Origin of the sequence: Crystallibacter permensis (genome assembly GCF_025960875.1) — a bacterium.
GTDB classification, from domain to species: domain Bacteria; phylum Actinomycetota; class Actinomycetes; order Actinomycetales; family Micrococcaceae; genus Crystallibacter; species Crystallibacter permensis.
Genome location: NZ_JAODLR010000008.1, coordinates 136703 through 154086 on the forward strand (window position 1 = coordinate 136703; position 17384 = coordinate 154086).

The following is a 17384-nucleotide window of genomic DNA, read 5'->3' on the forward strand; positions in this document are numbered from 1 at the left end:
TTCTGTTGCTAATCATATGGTCTCGGGCTGGCAACGCGGGCAGAAATACAGGTCCCGCTCCGTTAGCTCCGTCTCGCCCAGCTTCGTATGGACCACCGGGGTGCGGCAGCGCAGGCAGGGCTGACCGGCCCGCCCGTAGACCCAGACCGGGCTCGCGTTCCGGCCTGCCGGCCCGCCGGTGGTGTTGCGCCGGTTGCGGTCCTTATTCGCCTCAAGCAGGGTCTTGGCCAGCTGCACGATCCGGGGCAGGTCCGGTACCTGTCCTACCTTCGCCAGCGGGTGCACGCCGGCCAGGAAGCAGAGCTCGCAGCGGTAGATGTTGCCGATGCCGGCGAGATTCCGCTGGTCCAGCAGCGCCAGGCCGATGCTGCGCTTCGGATCGGACCGCAGCCTTCGCAGCGCTTCCTCCGCGTTCCAGTCCGGGCCCAGCAGATCCGGCCCCAGATGGCCCACTGCCTTGGCTTCCTCCGCCGTCGGGATTACTTCGAGGATGCCCAGCAGGAATCCGACGGCGGTGGCCGGCTTGGTCTCCAGGACCACGCGGGCCTGGAACGCAGGCTTGTTCCACCGCTGCCCCGGGGCGTAGATCCGCCAGCTGCCGTCCATCAGCAGGTGGGAGTGGATGCTCATGGCCCCGGCGGGGCCGGAGGTGCGCATCAGCAGGTGCTTGCCGCGGGAAACAACGTTGTCCACGGTGTTGCCCGCGAGGTCCAGGGTGGCCAGCCTGGGCACGCGGAAGTCCGAGCGCAACAGCACTTGCCCGGCCAGCGCGGTGTGCAAGCTACGCGCGGTGCGCCAGACGTTGTCCCCCTCAGGCACGGAACCTCAGTCCCCGCGGCGTGGTGTAGAAGCCGGCGCCGGTCAGTGCCCGGGCCACGTCCGTGTCCAGTACGGGTGCGCCGTTGACCTTCTCCACCGCCATCTTGTCCGCAGCGCCGTGGCGGATGATGCCCACCAACGCCTCGGCGCACAGCGTCAGCGTGTCCGCATCCTCGGTGAAGGTCAGCAGCGTCTTGCCGCCGCGCTCCACATACAGCGCCAGCTCCCCGTCCACCAGCACCACCAGCGCACCGGCCTTGCGGCCCGGCCGGTGTCCGCCGTCCTGCACCGGCCAGGGCAACGCCGCCCCGTAGGGATTGGCCGGATCCGTGGCGGCGAGCGCGAGCGCGGACGGGGGTTGCTCGCCAAGCTGTGCATCACGGTTGAAGGAGCGCAGCCGGTCCACGGTGGCCGGTACGGCGAACTGCGCGGCGCCGAGGTGCTCGATGAAGTACCCGCGCCGGCAGCGTCCGCTTTCCTCCAGCCGCGCCAGCACCTTGTAGAGCAGCCCGAAGCCGCCCGGAATCCCTTCATTGGCCACCGAGCCGCGGGTCACCACGCCGTAGCGGTCCAGCATCAGTTCGGCGGTGGCATGCGCTTGGATGGTCGGATCCGCTTCCGGCGGCGGCAGCAGCGACCAGCGCCCGGCCGCGAGCGGAAGTGACGCGCGTCCAGGGTGTCCCGCGCCGGTCCCCGGCCTCAGCCCGGCACCCGAGCCAAGGCCGCTCCCTGCGCCGAGCCCGTGCATCCGCCCGATCCGGCCCAGCCGTGCCGAGCGGGCCCGCGGCGCGGACGGCCGCTGCTTATGCGCGGTGGTGCCGCCGGCGAGCAGGGCGCGCACCGGGGTGAACGTGTCATTGGTGATCCGCCCGGCCCAGACCAGTTCCCACAGGGCTGTCACCACGTCGGCGTCCGTGGCCTGCGTGCCGCCGGCCGCCAGCGCGTCCGCGAGCTGGCGGAAGAAGAAGGCTGCACCGCCGAACTGCCCGCCGGAGGCGAGCACGTTCAGCAGTTCGTATTGCAGCACGCTGGGCTCGAAATCGGGCTGCGGGTTCAGCGTCAGCGGGGCGTTCTCGGCCAACTGCAACGTGATCCAGCCGTCGTTTCCGGCCAGCGATCCGGCGCCGGCCCACAGCACCTCGCCGGTGGCGGTCAGCTCGTCCAGCATTGACGGCGCGTAATTGGCCACGCGGGTGCCCAGGATCAGCGGTTCCCAGGCGGAGGCCGGCACCGGCACGCCGGAGAGCTGGTCGATCACGGTGGCCACGCCGTCCAGCCCCCGCAAGCCGGAGCCCACATTCTGCCAGACCGGCAGGAACCGCGCGTAGGTGGCTGGATCCACCGGCTCCACTTCCTGCCGGAGGGCGGCCAGCGAGCGGCGGCGGATCTTGCGCAGCACCTCGACATCGCACCACTCCACCACGCCGGTCACCGGCGGGACGGCACTTTCCGGCGGGCGGAACTCGCCCTCGGCCACGCGCCCGTCCTTGAGCAGCCGGCGCAGCGCGGTGTCCACCACGGCAACGCCGAGCCCCAGCCGGGCCGCGCATTCCGGCGCGGTAAACGGCCCGTGCGTGCGGGCGTACCGGCCCACCAGGTCACCGAGCGGATCCGCCACCGGCTCGATGAAGGCCAGCGGCACGCCCATCGGCAGCGGCACACCGAGCGCGTCGCGCAGCCGCGCGGCGTCTTCGACGGCGGCCCAACGCCCGACGCCGGCGATGCCCACCTTGAGTGCGCGGTTGGCTTTGGCCAGCTCCGCCAGCAGCGGTTCGACGTAGACCGTTGCGGCACCGTCCACCGCAGGCTCGCTATCCGTCGTCGTGGTCTCGGCTTCTGCCGGCGCCACGCCCTCGGGGAGTTCGACGCGCAAGGCGATTTCCGCCGTCGTGAGCGGTCCGAGCAACCGGAGCAGGTCCGCGATGCCCTCGAGGCCGCGGACTTTCCTGTCCTCGCTGAGGCGCTGGAGTTCGCGCTCCGTGCGGGCGATGATGTCCGCGTCCAGCAGTTCGCGCAGTTCGGCCCGGCCCAGCAGGTCATTGAGCAGCGACGGGTCCAGCGACAGTGCCGCCGCGCGCCGCTCGGCCAGCGGGGAGTCGCCTTCGTAGAGGAAGGACGCGACGTAGCCGTAGAGCAGCGAGCGGGCGAACGGCGACGGTTGCGGCGTGGTGGTCTCGAGTATGCGCAGTTCCCGACGCTCGATGGAAGAGGCGATGTCTTTCAAAGCGGGCAGGTCGTAGACATCCTGCAGGCATTCGCGCACGGTTTCGAGCACGATGGGGAAGGTGGGGTACTTCCGGGCGACATCCAGCAGCTGGGCTGAGCGCTGGCGCTGCTGCCACAGCGGAGTGCGTTTGGCCGGATTCTGCCGGGGCAGCAGCAGCGCGCGGGCGGCGCACTCGCGGAACCGGGACGCGAAGAGTGCCGAGCCGCCGACCTCGGCCGTGACGATCTGGTCCAGCTCCTCCGGATCGAACAGGAACAGCTCCGCGCCCGGCGGCTCGTCCTCCATCATCGGCACGCGCAGGACAATCCCGTCATCCGCGGCCATCGCGGAGCCATCCATACCGTAGCGCTGGTGCAGCCGGGCGCCGACGGCGAGGGCCCAGGGCGCGTGCACAGGCATGCCGAACGGACTGTGCAGCACCACCCGCCAGTCGCCGAGCTCGTCGTGGAAGCGCTCCACCACCAGTGCCCTGTCGCTCGGCACTACGTCCGTGGCCTGCCGCTGCTCGGCCAGATAGGCCACCAGGTTGGCGGCGGCCCATTCGTCCAGGCCGTTGCCGCGCAGCCGTTCCAGTGCCGGTTCCTCGGCTGTTGCGGACAACTCGCGCACAAAGGCGCCCAGCGCGCGGCCCAGCTCCACCGGGCGGCCGAGCGAATCGCCCTTCCAGAACGGGAGCTTGCCGGGCTGGCCAAACGCGGGGGAGACCAGCACCCGGTCATGCGTGATGTCTTCGATCCGCCAGCTCGTGGCGCCCAGCGCGAAGACATCCCCGACGCGCGATTCGTAGACCATCTCCTCGTCCAGCTCGCCGACCCGCCTGCCGCCCTTGCCCGCGCCGTCTTCGGAGCCCACCAGGTACACGCCGAAGAGCCCGCGGTCCGGAATGGTGCCGCCGGAGGTGACCGCGAGCCGCTGGGCGCCGGGCCGCCCGATGATGGTTCCGGCCACGCGGTCCCAAATAATCCGCGGGCGCAGCTCGGCGAACTCGTCCGAAGGATAGCGGCCAGCGAGCAGGTCCAGCGTGGCCTCGAACGCGGAACGCGGCAGGGTGCCGAAGGGTGCGGAACGGCGTACGACGTCGAACCATTCCTCCACCTCCACGGGACCTAACGCTGTGGCCGCCACCGTTTGCTGGGCGAGGATGTCCAGCGGGTTGGCCGGAATGTAGAGCGGCTCGATCCGCCCGGCCAGCATGCGCTCCACGGTGACCGTAGTGTTCACCAGGTCCTGCCGGTGCTTGGGGAACAGGACGCCCTGCGAGGTCTCGCCGACCTGGTGCCCGGCCCGGCCCACGCGCTGCAGCCCGCTGGCCACCGACTGCGGCGATTCCACCTGGACCACCAGGTCCACGGCGCCCATGTCGATGCCTAGTTCCAGACTGGACGTGGCCACAACGCAGCGCAGTCGGCCGGACTTCAGGTCATCCTCGATCAGCGCCCGCTGGTCCTTGCTGACCGAACCGTGGTGGGCACGCGCCAGCAGCGGCTCCGCTCCCGAAACCGATCCGGCCTGGGCCATGATCTGCGCGGGCATGCGGGACGGGGAGCCGGTAATGGCCGGGCTGGCCTGTGTGGCAGTTTCCACGCCGGGTGAAGGCCCGTCGGCCCCGGCGGCATTGTCCGGTGGCTGCTCCGTCGCCCACACCTCGGCGGCGGCCTGGCGTTCGGCCCAGATTTCGTTGAAGCGGGCCGTGAGCCGTTCGGCCAGGCGCCGGGAGTTGGCGAAGACAATGGTGGACCGGTTGGCCGCGATCAGGTCCACGATCTTCTCTTCGACGTGCGGCCAGATGGATGCCGGCTGTGCGCCCGGCCCGAGCTCCTCCGCCGACGGTGCCGCCAGCGCCGTCATGTCCTCCACCGGGACGGAGACGGTCAAGTCCCACTTCTTTTGCGACGGCGGCGCCACGATTTCCACCGGTGCGCTGCCGCCGAGGAAACGGGCTACCGTCTCCAGCGGTTCAACCGTGGCCGAAAGCCCGATCCGCTGGGCCCGCTTCGGCAGCAGCGCATCCAGCCGCTCCAGCGAGAGCGCCAAATGCGCCCCGCGCTTGGTCCCGGCGACGGCGTGGACCTCGTCCACAATGACCGTGTCCACCGCAGCCAGCGTCTCGCGCGCCTTGGAGGTCAGCATCAGGAACAGGGATTCCGGCGTCGTAATCAGGATGTCCGGCGGGTGGGTGAGCAATCTGCGCCGGTCCGAAGCCGGAGTATCCCCGGAGCGGACGCCTACGGTGATATCCGGGGCGGGCAGGCCCAGACGCCTGGCGGTCTGAGTGATGCCGATCAGCGGCGCGCGAAGGTTCCGTTCCACGTCCACGCCAAGGGCCTTCAGCGGGGAGATATAGAGGACCTTGGTGCCGCGGGAGGGTTTTTTGCCGCGCTTGCCTGCCGGGAGTTCTTCGATCGGCAGCTCCGGGGCCTGCTCGGCCGCAGTGATGAAGCCATCCAGTGCCCAGAGGAAGGCTGCCAGCGTCTTGCCGGAGCCGGTAGGGGCGACCACCAGCGCATGGGAGCCTGCCGAAATGGCGTTCCAGGCGCCCTCCTGCGCATCCGTGGGCGCGCTGAAGGCCCCGGCGAACCACGCACTGGTGGCCGGGGAAAACCTGGAAAGAACCGGCGAGCTGTTTTCGATAGTTCGAGACTATCGCCCGCCGCCGACAGGACGCACCACCGGCGGTTATGCGGCTACAAAAGTGCCGACCGTCATGAGCACCACGGCCTCGTTGGCGCACCCGATGGTCTCCTGCGGCGCTGTCAGCCAAGCGGTGTCGTTCGGCGGGTAGACTCGAACCCCGGCCACATCCGACTGGTTGCATTCGGGCCCGTAGTTGCCGGCGTTGGTCTGCTGCAGCTGGGCCACGGCGGATTCGCCCGGCGCCAGCGTCACCGTCACCTTCTCCGCTGCGGCGTCCCGGTCCGCCGGCGCGCCGACCTGGTTGCCTGCGGCGTCCACGTAGGACACCCCGGGGTAGCCGCGGACAGTGCAGTCTTCGGAGTCGATGTTGGTGACCACCAGGCTGCGGTAGACGCTGCCGGCCGCGCCGGCACCCGGTTCGGTCTTGATGGCAGCCTCCAGCTGGTCCGCCTTGCATTCGCCCGTTTCGGCGGTTCCCTCGGCGGGAGCGTCCGTCTCTTCGGCAGCCGGGGCGGAGGTCTCCGCTTCCTCCGCCGGCGCACTTTCAGTCGCGGCGGAGCCTGATCCCGATGCCGAACCGGAGGCCTGGTCCGAGGCCTGGGGGGCGGCGGACGAGGTGGCAGGAGCGCTGCCGGCGGGCTCCTGCGATTCCGGCTGGCCGCAGCCGGCCAGCAGTACAGCACAACCCATCAGAACTGCCGCTGCTGCACCGGGCAGCTTGTTACGTTTCACCATGACACCAGCGTAAGGCCAGCCGGCCCGGAATCAACGAAACCCGGCCGCCAAGGACCGGGTTTCGCCGACTTTTTGCGGAGCGTTCGTTACTTCTTCACTCCACGGGTGCGTACCAGTGCCGCAACACCCGCGAGCAGCCCCAGCAGTCCGGCCACCAGACCGACCCAGCCGGCCGTACCCGCACCGCCGTCGTTGTTTCCACCGCTACCGGCCGCGGAGGTGTTGGACGCCTGCTCCGTGTCGGCGGAGCCGCCCTCAGCGGTGCCCTGGCCGTGGCCGGCTGCCTCGGCCGCGGTCACCGCGAACGACGGCGCGGGGGACTTCAGATCGTGGGAGTCCTGGCCCGCTTCGGCCACCTGCGCCCAGTCCGTGGCGCCCTCGGTGCAGGTCTGCAGCACGGGGAACGCCAGCGATTCGCCCTCGGCCGTTGGCAGTTGCACCTGGATCTGCAGGGCATCGCGGACGCCGTCGGCCAGGGGTTCCTTGGCGGTGTAGACAATTTCGCTCACCCGCTTGGTGATGGTGGTGCCGTTCTCGAGCTTCTTGGGCGTCTCCAGGGTCTCCTCGACCTTCTCGACGTCCCAGCCCGGATGCGCCGTGGGCGTGGCGTCATCGATCTGCTCCGGCAGGCTGATCGCGATTTCCGTGGTGGGCGCACTTTCGCAGCCGTGCGCAAAGTCGAAGGTGAGCAGGGACGAGGAGCCGGCAGCCGTGCTGTCCGGGGTGACATGGACGTGGGCCGACGCCGATGCGGCACCGACGCCGAGCAGTCCGATGGTCGCGGCGGCGGCAAGCCCGGTGCGCAGGGTGCGCGCCGGGCGGCGGGTGGTGCGGGCATCGCCGGCAGTTCCGGCAGTGCGGGCGGTGTGCGTGGTCTGGGTGGTCATGGCTATTACCTTTCAGGGTGCGCCAAGTAGGGCGCGTGAGCTGGATGGCCTGCGCGATGGCCGGGCTGTTGCCCGAAGGGCGCCGCAAGCCGGATTGCTTAGTGAAAGGAAAGCGCCGGGGGCCCGCGCAGCGGCTCGAGTTTCAGTTGGCATAGGGTCCGCGGGCGCAGCAGCGCGCCGGGTGCCGGCGCGGTATGAGCGGGACGAATGGGAAGAACGACGGCAGAGGGCAGCTTGGCGAGCGGCCGCAGCCAGGCGGCAAGCGCCCAGACGGCCTCTTCGCCCCGGACCAGGAGCAGTCCGGTCAGCGCGGCGGCGAGCACGTGGGCGCCGACCATTGCGGCACCATGCCCGGCCGACCCGTGCGCGGCAACACCAGCAGCGCTCGCGGCACCGGCCACGCATTCCAGCGACCCGGCCCCCGCATAGGCATGGTGGCCCGCTTCGGTGCACACCGCCGTCGTACTTAATGCGGTGAAGGCCTGGTGCAGGGCCAGTTGGCTGCCCGAGAGAATGGCAACCATGGTGGTGGGGCCGAGTTTGCGTCCGGCGAGCAAGGTCACCGGCAGCAGCGTCAGCACACTCAGGCCAATAACGACGCCGGCGGCCGGCATGGTGCCACCACCGGCCACATGCGCGGCGGCGGCGAGGCACAACACGGTGGCGCTCACGGCGGCGGCACGGAGCAGGCGGAAGTGGGCAAAGCTGAGAGGGACAGAGCTGAAGGGGGCAGCGCTGACGGGCGCCGGGCGCAAGAGTTCCGCGGAATGCATGGCCGCCTCCCTTCCTGCCGTTCTTCTACAGTCTGTAAAAGTCTAGCCGCCAAGGACCCGCGCGCCTCAAATCATGCGTCCGGCAAAGCCCCTGTTGCCTCACACGTGATGGTAGGGGCGGCCGCTTGCAATTTCCTGAGCCCGGTAGAGCTGTTCGATCAGGATGAGCCGGACCAGCTGGTGCGGGAACACCAGCTTGGATAGCGACCAGACGAAGTCCGCGCGCTGGTGGATGCTCTGGTCCACACCGTAGGCGCCGCCGATGATCAGCGTGATGTTGCGCGAGGTATCCAGGGGCGCCTGCAGCGTGCGGGCCAGTGTGGGGGAGTCGATGTTCTTGCCGCGCTCGTCCAGCAGGATGACAAAGTCGTTGGCGTACTTGCCGCCGAGCTTGCCCAGCAGCTGCTCGGATTCCTCCTTGCGGGCAGCGTCGTGCTCGCGGGCGGAGTGCGGGATGGGCAGCCAGGTGACATCGAAGGGCTTCTTCATCCGCTTCTCGTAGCGGTCGATCCCCTCGGCCACCCAGGACTCGTGCTTGCGGCCGACGGTCAGAATGCGAAGTGCCATTGGACTATCTTGTCATCCGGCTACGGCCCGGCGGGCCAGGGAGCCCCGCCGGGCCAACGCACTAACCGCTAGCTCCCGGCGTGCTCGTGGTTTTCGGACGCTGCGAGCAGATCCGTGCTGGTTCCGGCAGCCCCCGCCTTGGATGACTTGTCGGCCGTCATGTTCCGGGCCACGTCGGTCAGATCCACGCCGGTCATCGTCTTGAGCATGGACAGCGTCTCCACCAGGTTGGTGGAGATGTTCTGGCTGAGCTTGCTCTCGCCGTCGTTGGAGATGACGTTCAGCTCCGAGATGTTGGCGTAGGGTGCGGCCAGTTCGTGCGCGATCAGGGGGAGCGTGTCCAGCATCCGGTCCAGCACCGCGGCGTCGTTGAACTGCTTGTAGGCCTCGGCCTTGGCCAGTGTGGAGGCGGCCTCCGCTTCACCCTGGGCGCGGATGGCGGCGGCCTTCGCGGCACCTTCAAGCTCCACGGCCTTGGCCTCGTTTTCGCGCCGCGCCAGTTCGGCTTCGGCAGCCAGCATGGACTGGGTCTTGGCGGCCTCGGCGATCTGCACCTGGCGGTAGCGCTCCGCATCGGCCGGCCGGCGCACTTCGGTGTCCAGCTGCTTGGCCTTCAGCTCCGCCTGGCGGACGGCAACCAGTTCTTCCTGCTCAAGGATCCGCTGGCGCTGCGCGGCTTCGGCCAGCGGGCCGGCGGCGTTGGCAGCGGCCAGCCGGGCGTCGGTCTCTTCCTTGATGTCGGCCTGCTTCAGGGCCAGCGTGCGCTGGGCGATGGCAACCTTCTCGTCGGCCAGCGCCTGTGCTTCGGAGGCTTCACGGGTGGCCGACGCCTCGGCGATAGCAGCCAGCTTGGCCACCTCGGCGGCCTGCGGGCGGCCCATGTTGTTGATGTAGTCGCCTTCATCGTCCACGGCCGAGATCTGGAAGGTGTCGATGACCAGGCCCTGGTTGTTCATGGAGTGCTCGGCCTCTTCGGAAACCGAGGCGGCGAAGGACGCGCGGTCCTGGATGATCTGCTCCACCGTGAGCGTTCCGACGACGGCGCGCAGCGAGCCCGCCAGGATCTCCTGCGTGTAGTGGTCGATCTGGTCCTGCTGGTTCAGGAAACGCTGGGCGGCCCGGCGGATGGAGACATCATCCCCGCCAACCTTGACCTGCGCGACGCCGGTGAGCTGGAGCTGGATGCCGTTCTTCGAGATGCCGTCGATTTCCACCCGGATCTGGCGCGAGGCCAGCGACATGGTGTAGGCCCGCTGGATGAACGGGTACACAATGACCCGGCCGCCGGAGACCACCCGCTGGTCATCCTGGCCGCCCCGGCCGGTAATGATCAGCGCCTCGGAAGGACCGGCCACACGGTAGGCCCGCATGAAACTGAAAATAATGATGAGAACGACGACGATGAGAACGGCTGGCAGAACTAACTCCACGGCGGACTGCTTTCTTTGCGAGACTGGGCAGGACAGACAACCGCCGTTGTCTGGTGCGTCACTCCGGCGGCCCCACTTCGATCCTAGGGCATGGGCATTGGAAGCTTTCACCTTCCTGTGGAGAACCGCCAGCCCGTGGAGAACAGCCGGTGCTTACCGCTCGGGGAACTTGCGCACGGTGAGGATCTGCGCGGCCTTGCCCACCAGGCCCCGCTCGTCGTAAAGATCAGTGGCAGTCATGCCGACGCCGGACGCGCCGAAGTGCACGCGGGCGTCCATGCCGGTCCATTCGCCTTCGGGCTGGCGGAACAGGTGCACGGTCAGGTCCAGGTTGGGGAACATGTACTCCCGCGGGCTTTGCCGGACCGCGATGCCGTTGGCTGTGTCAACGTGGCCCAGGAAGCGGGCAATGGGCTCGGATTCCTCGCCGTCGACAATCGCGTACGGCGTGCGCATCCAGGCGGCCCCGCTGCCCGGGCCGCGGTCCTCGACGGACAGGAATTCGGTGGAGCGGATGAAGCCGCCGTCCCAGACCGACTCCATTTCATAGGGCAGGCATTCGGCCGGAGGCTTGAGCCGTCCGCCTTCGCCGCCGGCCACCTCGCTGGTGTCCCCGGTGAGGAGGCGCCAGACCAGGGCGCGGATGGCCGGGCGGCCGTTGCCGCTGAGCGTCGCCTCGATCAGCTCTATGGTGCGGCCGGGACGGACCACTTCCGTTGTCACTTCGATTTCGCCGCCCGGGATGACCCCGAGGATCTCGAAGGTGACCTGGCTCAGCACCACTTCCGGCCGCGGATGGTTCTGCTGCACCGCGTGGATCAGCAGGCCCGAGGCGCTGGCCATGTGCTGCTCGTGCGAATTCCAGGCGCCTTGGGAATGCAAGGTCGAGTGGAAGCGGGTGTCGTCCAACCGGATGTAGTAGGCGTCAGGAATCGTTTCGCCTGCGGCACCAATATGTTCGGTGGCGGTGGTGGTGAGGGAGTCGGCCATGGTCCAACTTTAGTTACCGCCGCCGAGGATGTGGAATCGCTCAGGCCGCGGCGGGTTTCGGCCGGATGGCGCGTCGGAAAAGCGTGGCGCGCAGGTGCAGGCACATAAACGTGAACGTGGTGAGCCAGACCGCGCAGGCCACCCAGATCCAGACCGCGCCGATGCCCTCGACAATCGGCAGGCTGTCCGCCTGGCCCAGGGTGAGGCAGGCGACGGCGTACATCCCGACGGGAAACACAATGCTCCACCAGGTGGCGTCGTACCGCAGCGGGACCCGGTGCCGGAAGTGCCGCCACCAGCCGGCGGCGATGAGGGCCGGAATCAGCCAAGTCGCGAAGGACCAGCAGACTACCGAGAGCCCGGCGACCAGACCGCGCGTGGCGGTGACCATCGGGGCATCGTCCATCTCCACAATCCGGGCGCCGGCGACCACGGAGATCGCCATTGCGCCCATCGCCACCCAGTAGGGCGGGGTCAGGTCCTCGGGCTTGAGCCGGTAGAGCATCATGCGCAGCGCAACGAAGATGCCGCACGCGGCGTAGAGGAAGATGCCGATGGACCAGCAGAACAGCGCGACAACAGCGAGCTCGCGGCGGAGCGACGGCAGGGCCGGTTCAATGGTCGCGGCGGCCACGGCGCAGGACTGGGCGGCAACGGCCCAGATGAACCACGTGCCGTTCGCCGTCGCGGTCACGGGGCGGGCGGTTCTGCCCAGCACAGCTGTCCAGGGCACCACGTAGCCGAGCAGCAGCCAGGCGATGAAGCCGAGCCCGAGCAAGCCTGTTGTCCAGCCGATCTGGCCGTCCATGGAGAGCCTGATGCCCAGCACGTTGGTTCCGGCGACGAAGGTGAAGAATCCGAAGCCCCTGCGCGGATCGTTGAAGTCCTCGGAGAAGTTGTGGCGGTGGCGGACCAGCCGGAGCACATGCAGCGCCAGCAGCAGCACGTAGCCGGAGGCGCAAACCCCCAGCAAGATTAACGACGGCGTCGTGAAGCCTTGGATCTGCAGCGCGATAGAGACAATGCCGCTACCCATGACCAGCGCGAAGTAGCCCGGCGCCAGCGTCGCGACAGCCTGGTCCATCCTGCTGCTCAAACCCGTCTGCACCGCTCCAGCTTATCCACGGTCCTGCGCTGGGACGGGTCAGGGGACAAAAATAGCCCGCAAGCCGAGCATATGCTGTAGCGCTTTGACATTCGCGCCGGGAGGGTCGAGCGGATCTGGCGTGCACCCCACTTGGAACGGTTCGGTCCGGAATTTGGCGGTGGCGCAATTCCCTCCGGAAGACTTTGACCGGCCGCTTTTTCGCCGCTCCTTTCCTGGGACTGGGTCTTCACAGGCCCGTGTTTTGGTTTTGTGGCGGCAGGTCTGCAATCAGCGGGTGGTCTTTGCCGATGTTGCCGAGTTTCACAGCGCCGCCGGGTGAGCCCAGATCGTCGAAGAACTCGACATTGGCCCTGTAGTAGTCGGCCCATTGTGCGGGTGTGTCATCCTCGTAATAGATGGCTTCAACGGGGCAGACGGGTTCGCAGGCGCCGCAGTCGACGCATTCATCCGGGTGAATGTAGAGGGAGCGTTCGCCTTCATAGATGCAGTCCACCGGACACTCTTCAACGCAGGCCTTGTCCTTGACGTCCACGCAGGGTTGCGCGATGACGTAGGTCATGATCGTCCTCCAAAGCATTGAATGGTTGGTTGGGTTATTCCGTTGATGAACGCCTCACCCCGGACAACGGTGTCCGCCAGGTGTCAGGGTCTGCCACGGGAAACCGGCGGCCTGTCACGAGATCGGGAACGATCCGGAGGAATCTGTTCTTTTCTCCTGCCTGCCACGGGAAAAGCCGGAGATCCATGGTGTCGATCAGGTCCTGGGCCTGATGGATATCCTCGGCGCGGCCCTTGACGACAACGCTCCATGCCATGGAGAACGAGGCATCGTAGCCGTCTATTTCCAGGGCCACCGGTGCATCGGAGAGAGCGTTGGAAACTTTCGTGCCGTCTCGTGAGCGGAAAACAAGGGTCCCGTGATCCACCGTGTAATTGAGCGGAAAAATATCGGGATGGTCCTCTACCCATACGGCGAGCCGGCCGACACTTGTCGTGCGCAGCAGTGCCCAGCAAACGCTGGCAGGTAGTTCCTCCGTGTCCTTCATCATCGCTCCAATCCTGTCAACATGCTTCGTGCTCCGTCGGTCAACGGCGGGTAGCTTAGCCTCTAAGCCGAGCTGGCCGACGAAGAATCGGCCTGGCGGCACACAATTCAGCTATGGACATCGAACCGAAATCCGCGTGGAATCGACATCACAGGTAGGTGAAGCGAGCGTCGTAATCGGTGGCCATACCCGCGACCACTCCTTCGAGCAGCGTGTTGACGTCGACACCGGCCTCAGCGAGTGCTGGTAGCACGATCGCTTCTTCCTTTTCAATCCGGAGTGCGATGAGCACTACCAGGGCCCGGGCACACCGCGCGGCCTCCTGCTCGGTGTCTGCCTGCTCGATCTCCTCGACGAGTTTAACCATGAACTTGTGATCAGTTTCCAGCGTGGCGACGAGGTGTTCGGCGCCAATGCTGCGAGCCTCTTGGTACACGACTCCGGCCTCAGTCTGCAAATGGGCCAGGACGTCGCCGTGGAGGAACTCCACGAGGATGCTTCGAGCCTGCCGGTCGTCCTCGCGACCATCCGCCGCTGCCGTGAGCCTGTCGGCGCGGTCGACCAGTGCCGCCCACAGCCTTTCATGGTGGCTCCGTGAAGAATGAGCGGTTGCGCCGACGTCCTCGTCGGGCTGGTTCGCGTCGAATTCTGCTGAGTGTGTCATTTGATGTCCTCCATCGTTGTCGTGATCGACCGTCGGGTGTAGTACTGGCGCGATGTCATGGCCTACTGGCCACCTGGTTGCGTGAGGCCCGAAAGCACGTCGTGGTTGAGTTGGGAGATCATATCGAGCGGGATTCCCGCGGGGCAGACCGCTGTGCATTCGCCGATCTGTGTGCAGCCGCCGAACCCTTCCGCGTCGTGTTGGGCGGTCATGGAGACTGCACGTGAATCGCGTTCCGGCTGCCCTTGGGGAAGCGAACCGAGATGGGTGATTTTCGCACCGAGAAAGAGGGAGGCGGACCCGTTCGGGCACGCTGCCACGCAGGCACCGCAACTGATGCATGCTGCCCCGTCAAAGGCGCGGTCTGCGTCCTTTCTGGCTACCGACGTTGTGTTCGCATCGGGCGCTGAACCGGTGGGCGCGCTGATATAACCGCCTGCTTGAACGATCCGGTCGAGGGCACTGCGGTCCACGATCAGGTCTTTGATCACAGGGAACGCGTTGGAGCGCCATGGCTCAATGTCAATCACATCCCCGTCAGCGAAGTGGCGCATGTGCAATTGACAGGTGGCGGTGAGTGCTTCCGGTCCGTGGGCGAGGCCATTGATCATCAGGCTGCACATGCCGCAGATTCCTTCACGGCAATCATGATCGAAGGCGACAGGATCATCGCCGGTGAGCGTGAGCTGCTCGTTGAGTACGTCGAGCATTTCCAGGAACGACATGTCCGGGGAAATGTCATCGACGCCATAGGAAACCATTCGGCCTTGGTCATCGTGGTTCTGCTGGCGCCAGATACGCAAGGTGATGTTCATTTGTAGCTCCTTTGCTGCAGCTCGACATACTCGAATTCGAGGTTCTCTTTGTGCAGGCGTGGTGGAGTCCCGAGGCCGGTGAATTCCCAGGCGGCAACATACGCATACTCCCCGTCACGGCGCAGTGCTTCGCCCTCGTCGGTTTGGCTTTCCGAGCGGAAGTGGCCCCCGCAGGACTCGGCGCGATTCAGGGCATCGATGCACATCAGTTCGGCAAGTTCGAAGAAATCAGCAACCCTTCCGGCACGCTCCAATGCCTGGTTGAGCTCTTCATCGTGTCCCGTGACCCTGACGTTGCTCCAAAACTGCTCCTTGAGCCCGCGGATCAGCCCGATGGCGTGCTCAAGGCCTTCCGCGTTGCGCTCCATTCCGCAGTGTTCCCAGAGAATGCTTCCCAGTTCCCGATGGAATGAATCGACGGAGCGCCCGCCATTGATAGCTAGCAGCTTTTCAATGCGGTCTCGTACCGCAGTCGCAGCCTTGACGGCCTCGGGATGCGACGTGTCGATGCCGGGGGAGAGCGGATTGGCTGCCAGATAATCGTTGATGGTGTTCGGCAGGATGAAGTAGCCGTCGGCCAGACCCTGCATGAGGGCGCTGGCGCCGAGCCGGTTGGCTCCGTGATCGGAGAAGTTGGCTTCTCCGATGACGAACAGACCGGGTATTGAACTCTGCAGATCGTAATCGACCCATAGCCCGCCCATGGTGTAGTGGATCGCAGGATAAATGCGCATCGGTACCTGGTAGGGATCTTCGGCCGTGATTTTCCGGTACATGTCGAAGAGATTGCCGTACTTGCTCTCGATCACGGAGCGGCCCAGGCGCCCAATCGCATCGACGAAGTCGAGGTAAACGCCAAGCCCGGTCGGACCTACCCCGTGTCCGGCATCGCATTGGTTCTTGGCCGCGCGGGACGCGACGTCCCGCGGAACCAGATTGCCGAAGGCCGGGTACATCCGCTCGAGGAAATAATCGCGTTCGGTCTCGGGAATTTCCCTGGGGTCCCGGTCATCACCGGCCTTTGCAGGCACCCAGATGCGTCCGTCGTTGCGCAGGGATTCGCTCATCAGGGTCAGCTTTGATTGGTGCGTACCACTGACGGGAATGCAGGTGGGGTGGATCTGTGTGAAGCAGGGGTTCGCGAAAAGGGCCCCCTTGCGATGTGCCCGCCAAATGGCCGTGGCATTGCAGCCCATCGCATTAGTGGAGAGGTAAAAGGCGTTGCCGTACCCCCCAGAGGCCAGCACCACCGCGTCGGCTAGATGTGTTTCGATTTCGCCGGTGATCATATCCCGGATAACGACGCCTCTGGCCCTGCCGTCGATGACGATCAGGTCCAGCATTTCGTGTCTGGTGTGAAGGTCCACGGTGCCGGCTTGGACCTGGCGTTCGAGTGCCTGATAGGCCCCGAGCAGTAATTGCTGGCCGGTTTGGCCGCGCGCGTAGAACGTCCGTGAGACCTGCACTCCGCCGAAGGAGCGGGTGTCCAGGAGGCCGCCGTATTCGCGGGCGAACGGTACGCCTTGGGCGACGGCCTGGTCGATGATCGACTCGCTGACCTGGGCCAGGCGGTAGACGTTGGACTCGCGGGAACGGTAGTCGCCGCCTTTAATGGTGTCGTAGAAGAGGCGGCGGATGCTGTCGCCGTCGTTGCGGTAGTCCTTCGCAGCGTTGATCCCGCCTTGAGCGGCGATGCTGTGTGCCCGTCGGGGGCTGTCCTGGTAGCAAAAGCTCTTGACGTGGTAGCCCGCTTCTCCGAGAGTCGCTGCCGCGGAACCGCCGGCTAGTCCGGTGCCGATGACGATAACGGACAGTCTCCTGCGGTTGGCGGGGCTGACGAGCTTGGCCTCGAAGCGGCGTTTATCCCAACGGTCTTCGATGGGTCCGCCCGGATCCTTGAGGTCGACGAGCGGCTCTCCCAGCGTGTACAGATCGTTCATCAGCGAACCCACCCCATCAGTATCGAGACCGGCGGGATCAGGAACCCGCCGATGATCACTATCGTTACGGCGTAAGCCAGTTGATTGAGCCGGCGTCTGCGCACAACACTGGTGTTCGCGCCCAAAGACGCGAAGGCGCTCCACACTCCATGCCTCAGGTGGAAGCCCAGCGCAATTAGGGCGATGACATAAGAAAGGACTACCCACCAGATTGAGAAGCCGTTGATCATCCGCTCATAAGGGCTTTCGGACGCCCCGCCGGGCGCAATAACGTTCGCCGTGAGGTGCAACAAGTGGTAGATGACGAAAAGCAGAATGACGATTCCGCCCCAGCGCATGGTGAAGGATGCATAGCTGCGTTGCACGCCGCGCCGGTTTCGGGTGGTCTGGTAGCGCCAACCGCCTTTACCGCCCGTCGCGGCCCTGGCCCGGTGCCACAGTACAAACGCCGCATAAATATGGGCGCCTACGCTTACCAGTAGAACCACCCGCAGGATCCATAGTGCGCCGCTGTACGGCAGAAGGGGCTCGCCGATCGTACGCAGGTAGGAAGAGTACCCGTCGAAGGCCGCTTGCCCGGAGAATATCTTCAGGTTTCCGTACATGTGGGCGACCAGGTAGAGCGCCATGATCAGGCCGCCTACAGCCATTACAGCGTGCAGGACAACGGAGGAGCGCAAAGCCCGGCCGTACCGGCCGGCAGTCGTCTTAACCGTCATTTACCTCACCTTTCGTGCGGCGATCAGCAG

General features: G+C 66.4%; 15 protein-coding genes. All 15 read right to left on the reverse strand.

The annotated features are described in order from the left end of the window. Positions 1-12: 12 nt before the first annotated feature. Positions 13-819 carry an Fpg/Nei family DNA glycosylase gene (locus B0G38_RS11720; protein ID WP_264669617.1) on the reverse strand — a complete coding sequence of 269 codons (807 nt, stop codon included), beginning with the start codon at positions 817-819 and terminating at the stop codon, positions 13-15. Continuing rightward, positions 812-5677, reverse strand: a complete 4866-nt coding sequence (locus B0G38_RS11725) for an ATP-dependent helicase (protein ID WP_264669658.1) — start codon at positions 5675-5677, stop codon at positions 812-814. The genes B0G38_RS11720 and B0G38_RS11725 overlap by 8 nt, the downstream gene beginning before the upstream one ends. A 45-nt stretch (positions 5678-5722) precedes the next feature. Beyond that, positions 5723-6415: a DUF4232 domain-containing protein gene (locus B0G38_RS11730; RefSeq protein WP_264669618.1), complete on the reverse strand. Its 693-nt coding sequence runs from the start codon at positions 6413-6415 to the stop codon at positions 5723-5725. Between the two features lie 86 nt (positions 6416-6501). Further along, positions 6502-7302 carry a YcnI family copper-binding membrane protein gene (locus B0G38_RS11735; protein ID WP_264669619.1) on the reverse strand — a complete coding sequence of 267 codons (801 nt, stop codon included), beginning with the start codon at positions 7300-7302 and terminating at the stop codon, positions 6502-6504. A 98-nt stretch (positions 7303-7400) separates the two neighbouring features. Continuing rightward, positions 7401-8075, reverse strand: a complete 675-nt coding sequence (locus tag B0G38_RS11740) for a hypothetical protein (protein ID WP_264669620.1) — start codon at positions 8073-8075, stop codon at positions 7401-7403. A 99-nt stretch (positions 8076-8174) separates the two neighbouring features. Continuing rightward, positions 8175-8642: a 23S rRNA (pseudouridine(1915)-N(3))-methyltransferase RlmH gene (locus tag B0G38_RS11745; RefSeq protein ID WP_264669621.1), complete on the reverse strand. Its 468-nt coding sequence runs from the start codon at positions 8640-8642 to the stop codon at positions 8175-8177. A 68-nt stretch (positions 8643-8710) separates the two neighbouring features. After that, positions 8711-10072 carry a flotillin family protein gene (locus tag B0G38_RS11750; RefSeq protein WP_264669622.1) on the reverse strand — a complete coding sequence of 454 codons (1362 nt, stop codon included), beginning with the start codon at positions 10070-10072 and terminating at the stop codon, positions 8711-8713. A 153-nt stretch (positions 10073-10225) separates the two neighbouring features. Beyond that, positions 10226-11062 carry a thioesterase family protein gene (locus tag B0G38_RS11755; protein WP_264669623.1) on the reverse strand — a complete coding sequence of 279 codons (837 nt, stop codon included), beginning with the start codon at positions 11060-11062 and terminating at the stop codon, positions 10226-10228. Positions 11063-11102: 40 nt separating this feature from the next. Then, a complete protein-coding gene (locus B0G38_RS11760; RefSeq protein ID WP_264669624.1) occupies positions 11103-12146 on the reverse strand; it encodes a tellurite resistance/C4-dicarboxylate transporter family protein in 1044 nt (347 codons plus the stop codon). Positions 12147-12396: 250 nt separating this feature from the next. Next, on the reverse strand, positions 12397-12729 hold the full coding sequence (gene fdxA / locus B0G38_RS11765) for a ferredoxin (protein WP_264669625.1): 333 nt from the start codon (positions 12727-12729) through the stop codon (positions 12397-12399). A 34-nt stretch (positions 12730-12763) separates the two neighbouring features. Continuing rightward, positions 12764-13219 carry a pyridoxamine 5'-phosphate oxidase family protein gene (locus B0G38_RS11770; RefSeq protein WP_264669626.1) on the reverse strand — a complete coding sequence of 152 codons (456 nt, stop codon included), beginning with the start codon at positions 13217-13219 and terminating at the stop codon, positions 12764-12766. A 145-nt stretch (positions 13220-13364) separates the two neighbouring features. Then, entirely contained in the window at positions 13365-13880 is a 516-nt protein-coding gene (locus tag B0G38_RS11775) for a hemerythrin domain-containing protein (protein ID WP_264669627.1), read from the reverse strand. A 62-nt stretch (positions 13881-13942) separates the two neighbouring features. After that, positions 13943-14695 (reverse strand): succinate dehydrogenase/fumarate reductase iron-sulfur subunit, encoded by a 753-nt coding sequence (locus tag B0G38_RS11780; RefSeq protein WP_264669628.1) that lies wholly within the window; start codon positions 14693-14695, stop codon positions 13943-13945. Beyond that, positions 14692-16635: a fumarate reductase/succinate dehydrogenase flavoprotein subunit gene (locus B0G38_RS11785; RefSeq protein WP_264669629.1), complete on the reverse strand. Its 1944-nt coding sequence runs from the start codon at positions 16633-16635 to the stop codon at positions 14692-14694. Before B0G38_RS11785 ends, B0G38_RS11780 begins: the two co-directional genes overlap by 4 nt. After that, a complete protein-coding gene (locus tag B0G38_RS11790; protein ID WP_264669630.1) occupies positions 16635-17354 on the reverse strand; it encodes a succinate dehydrogenase cytochrome b subunit in 720 nt (239 codons plus the stop codon). Before B0G38_RS11790 ends, B0G38_RS11785 begins: the two co-directional genes overlap by 1 nt. Positions 17355-17384 lie beyond the last annotated feature (30 nt).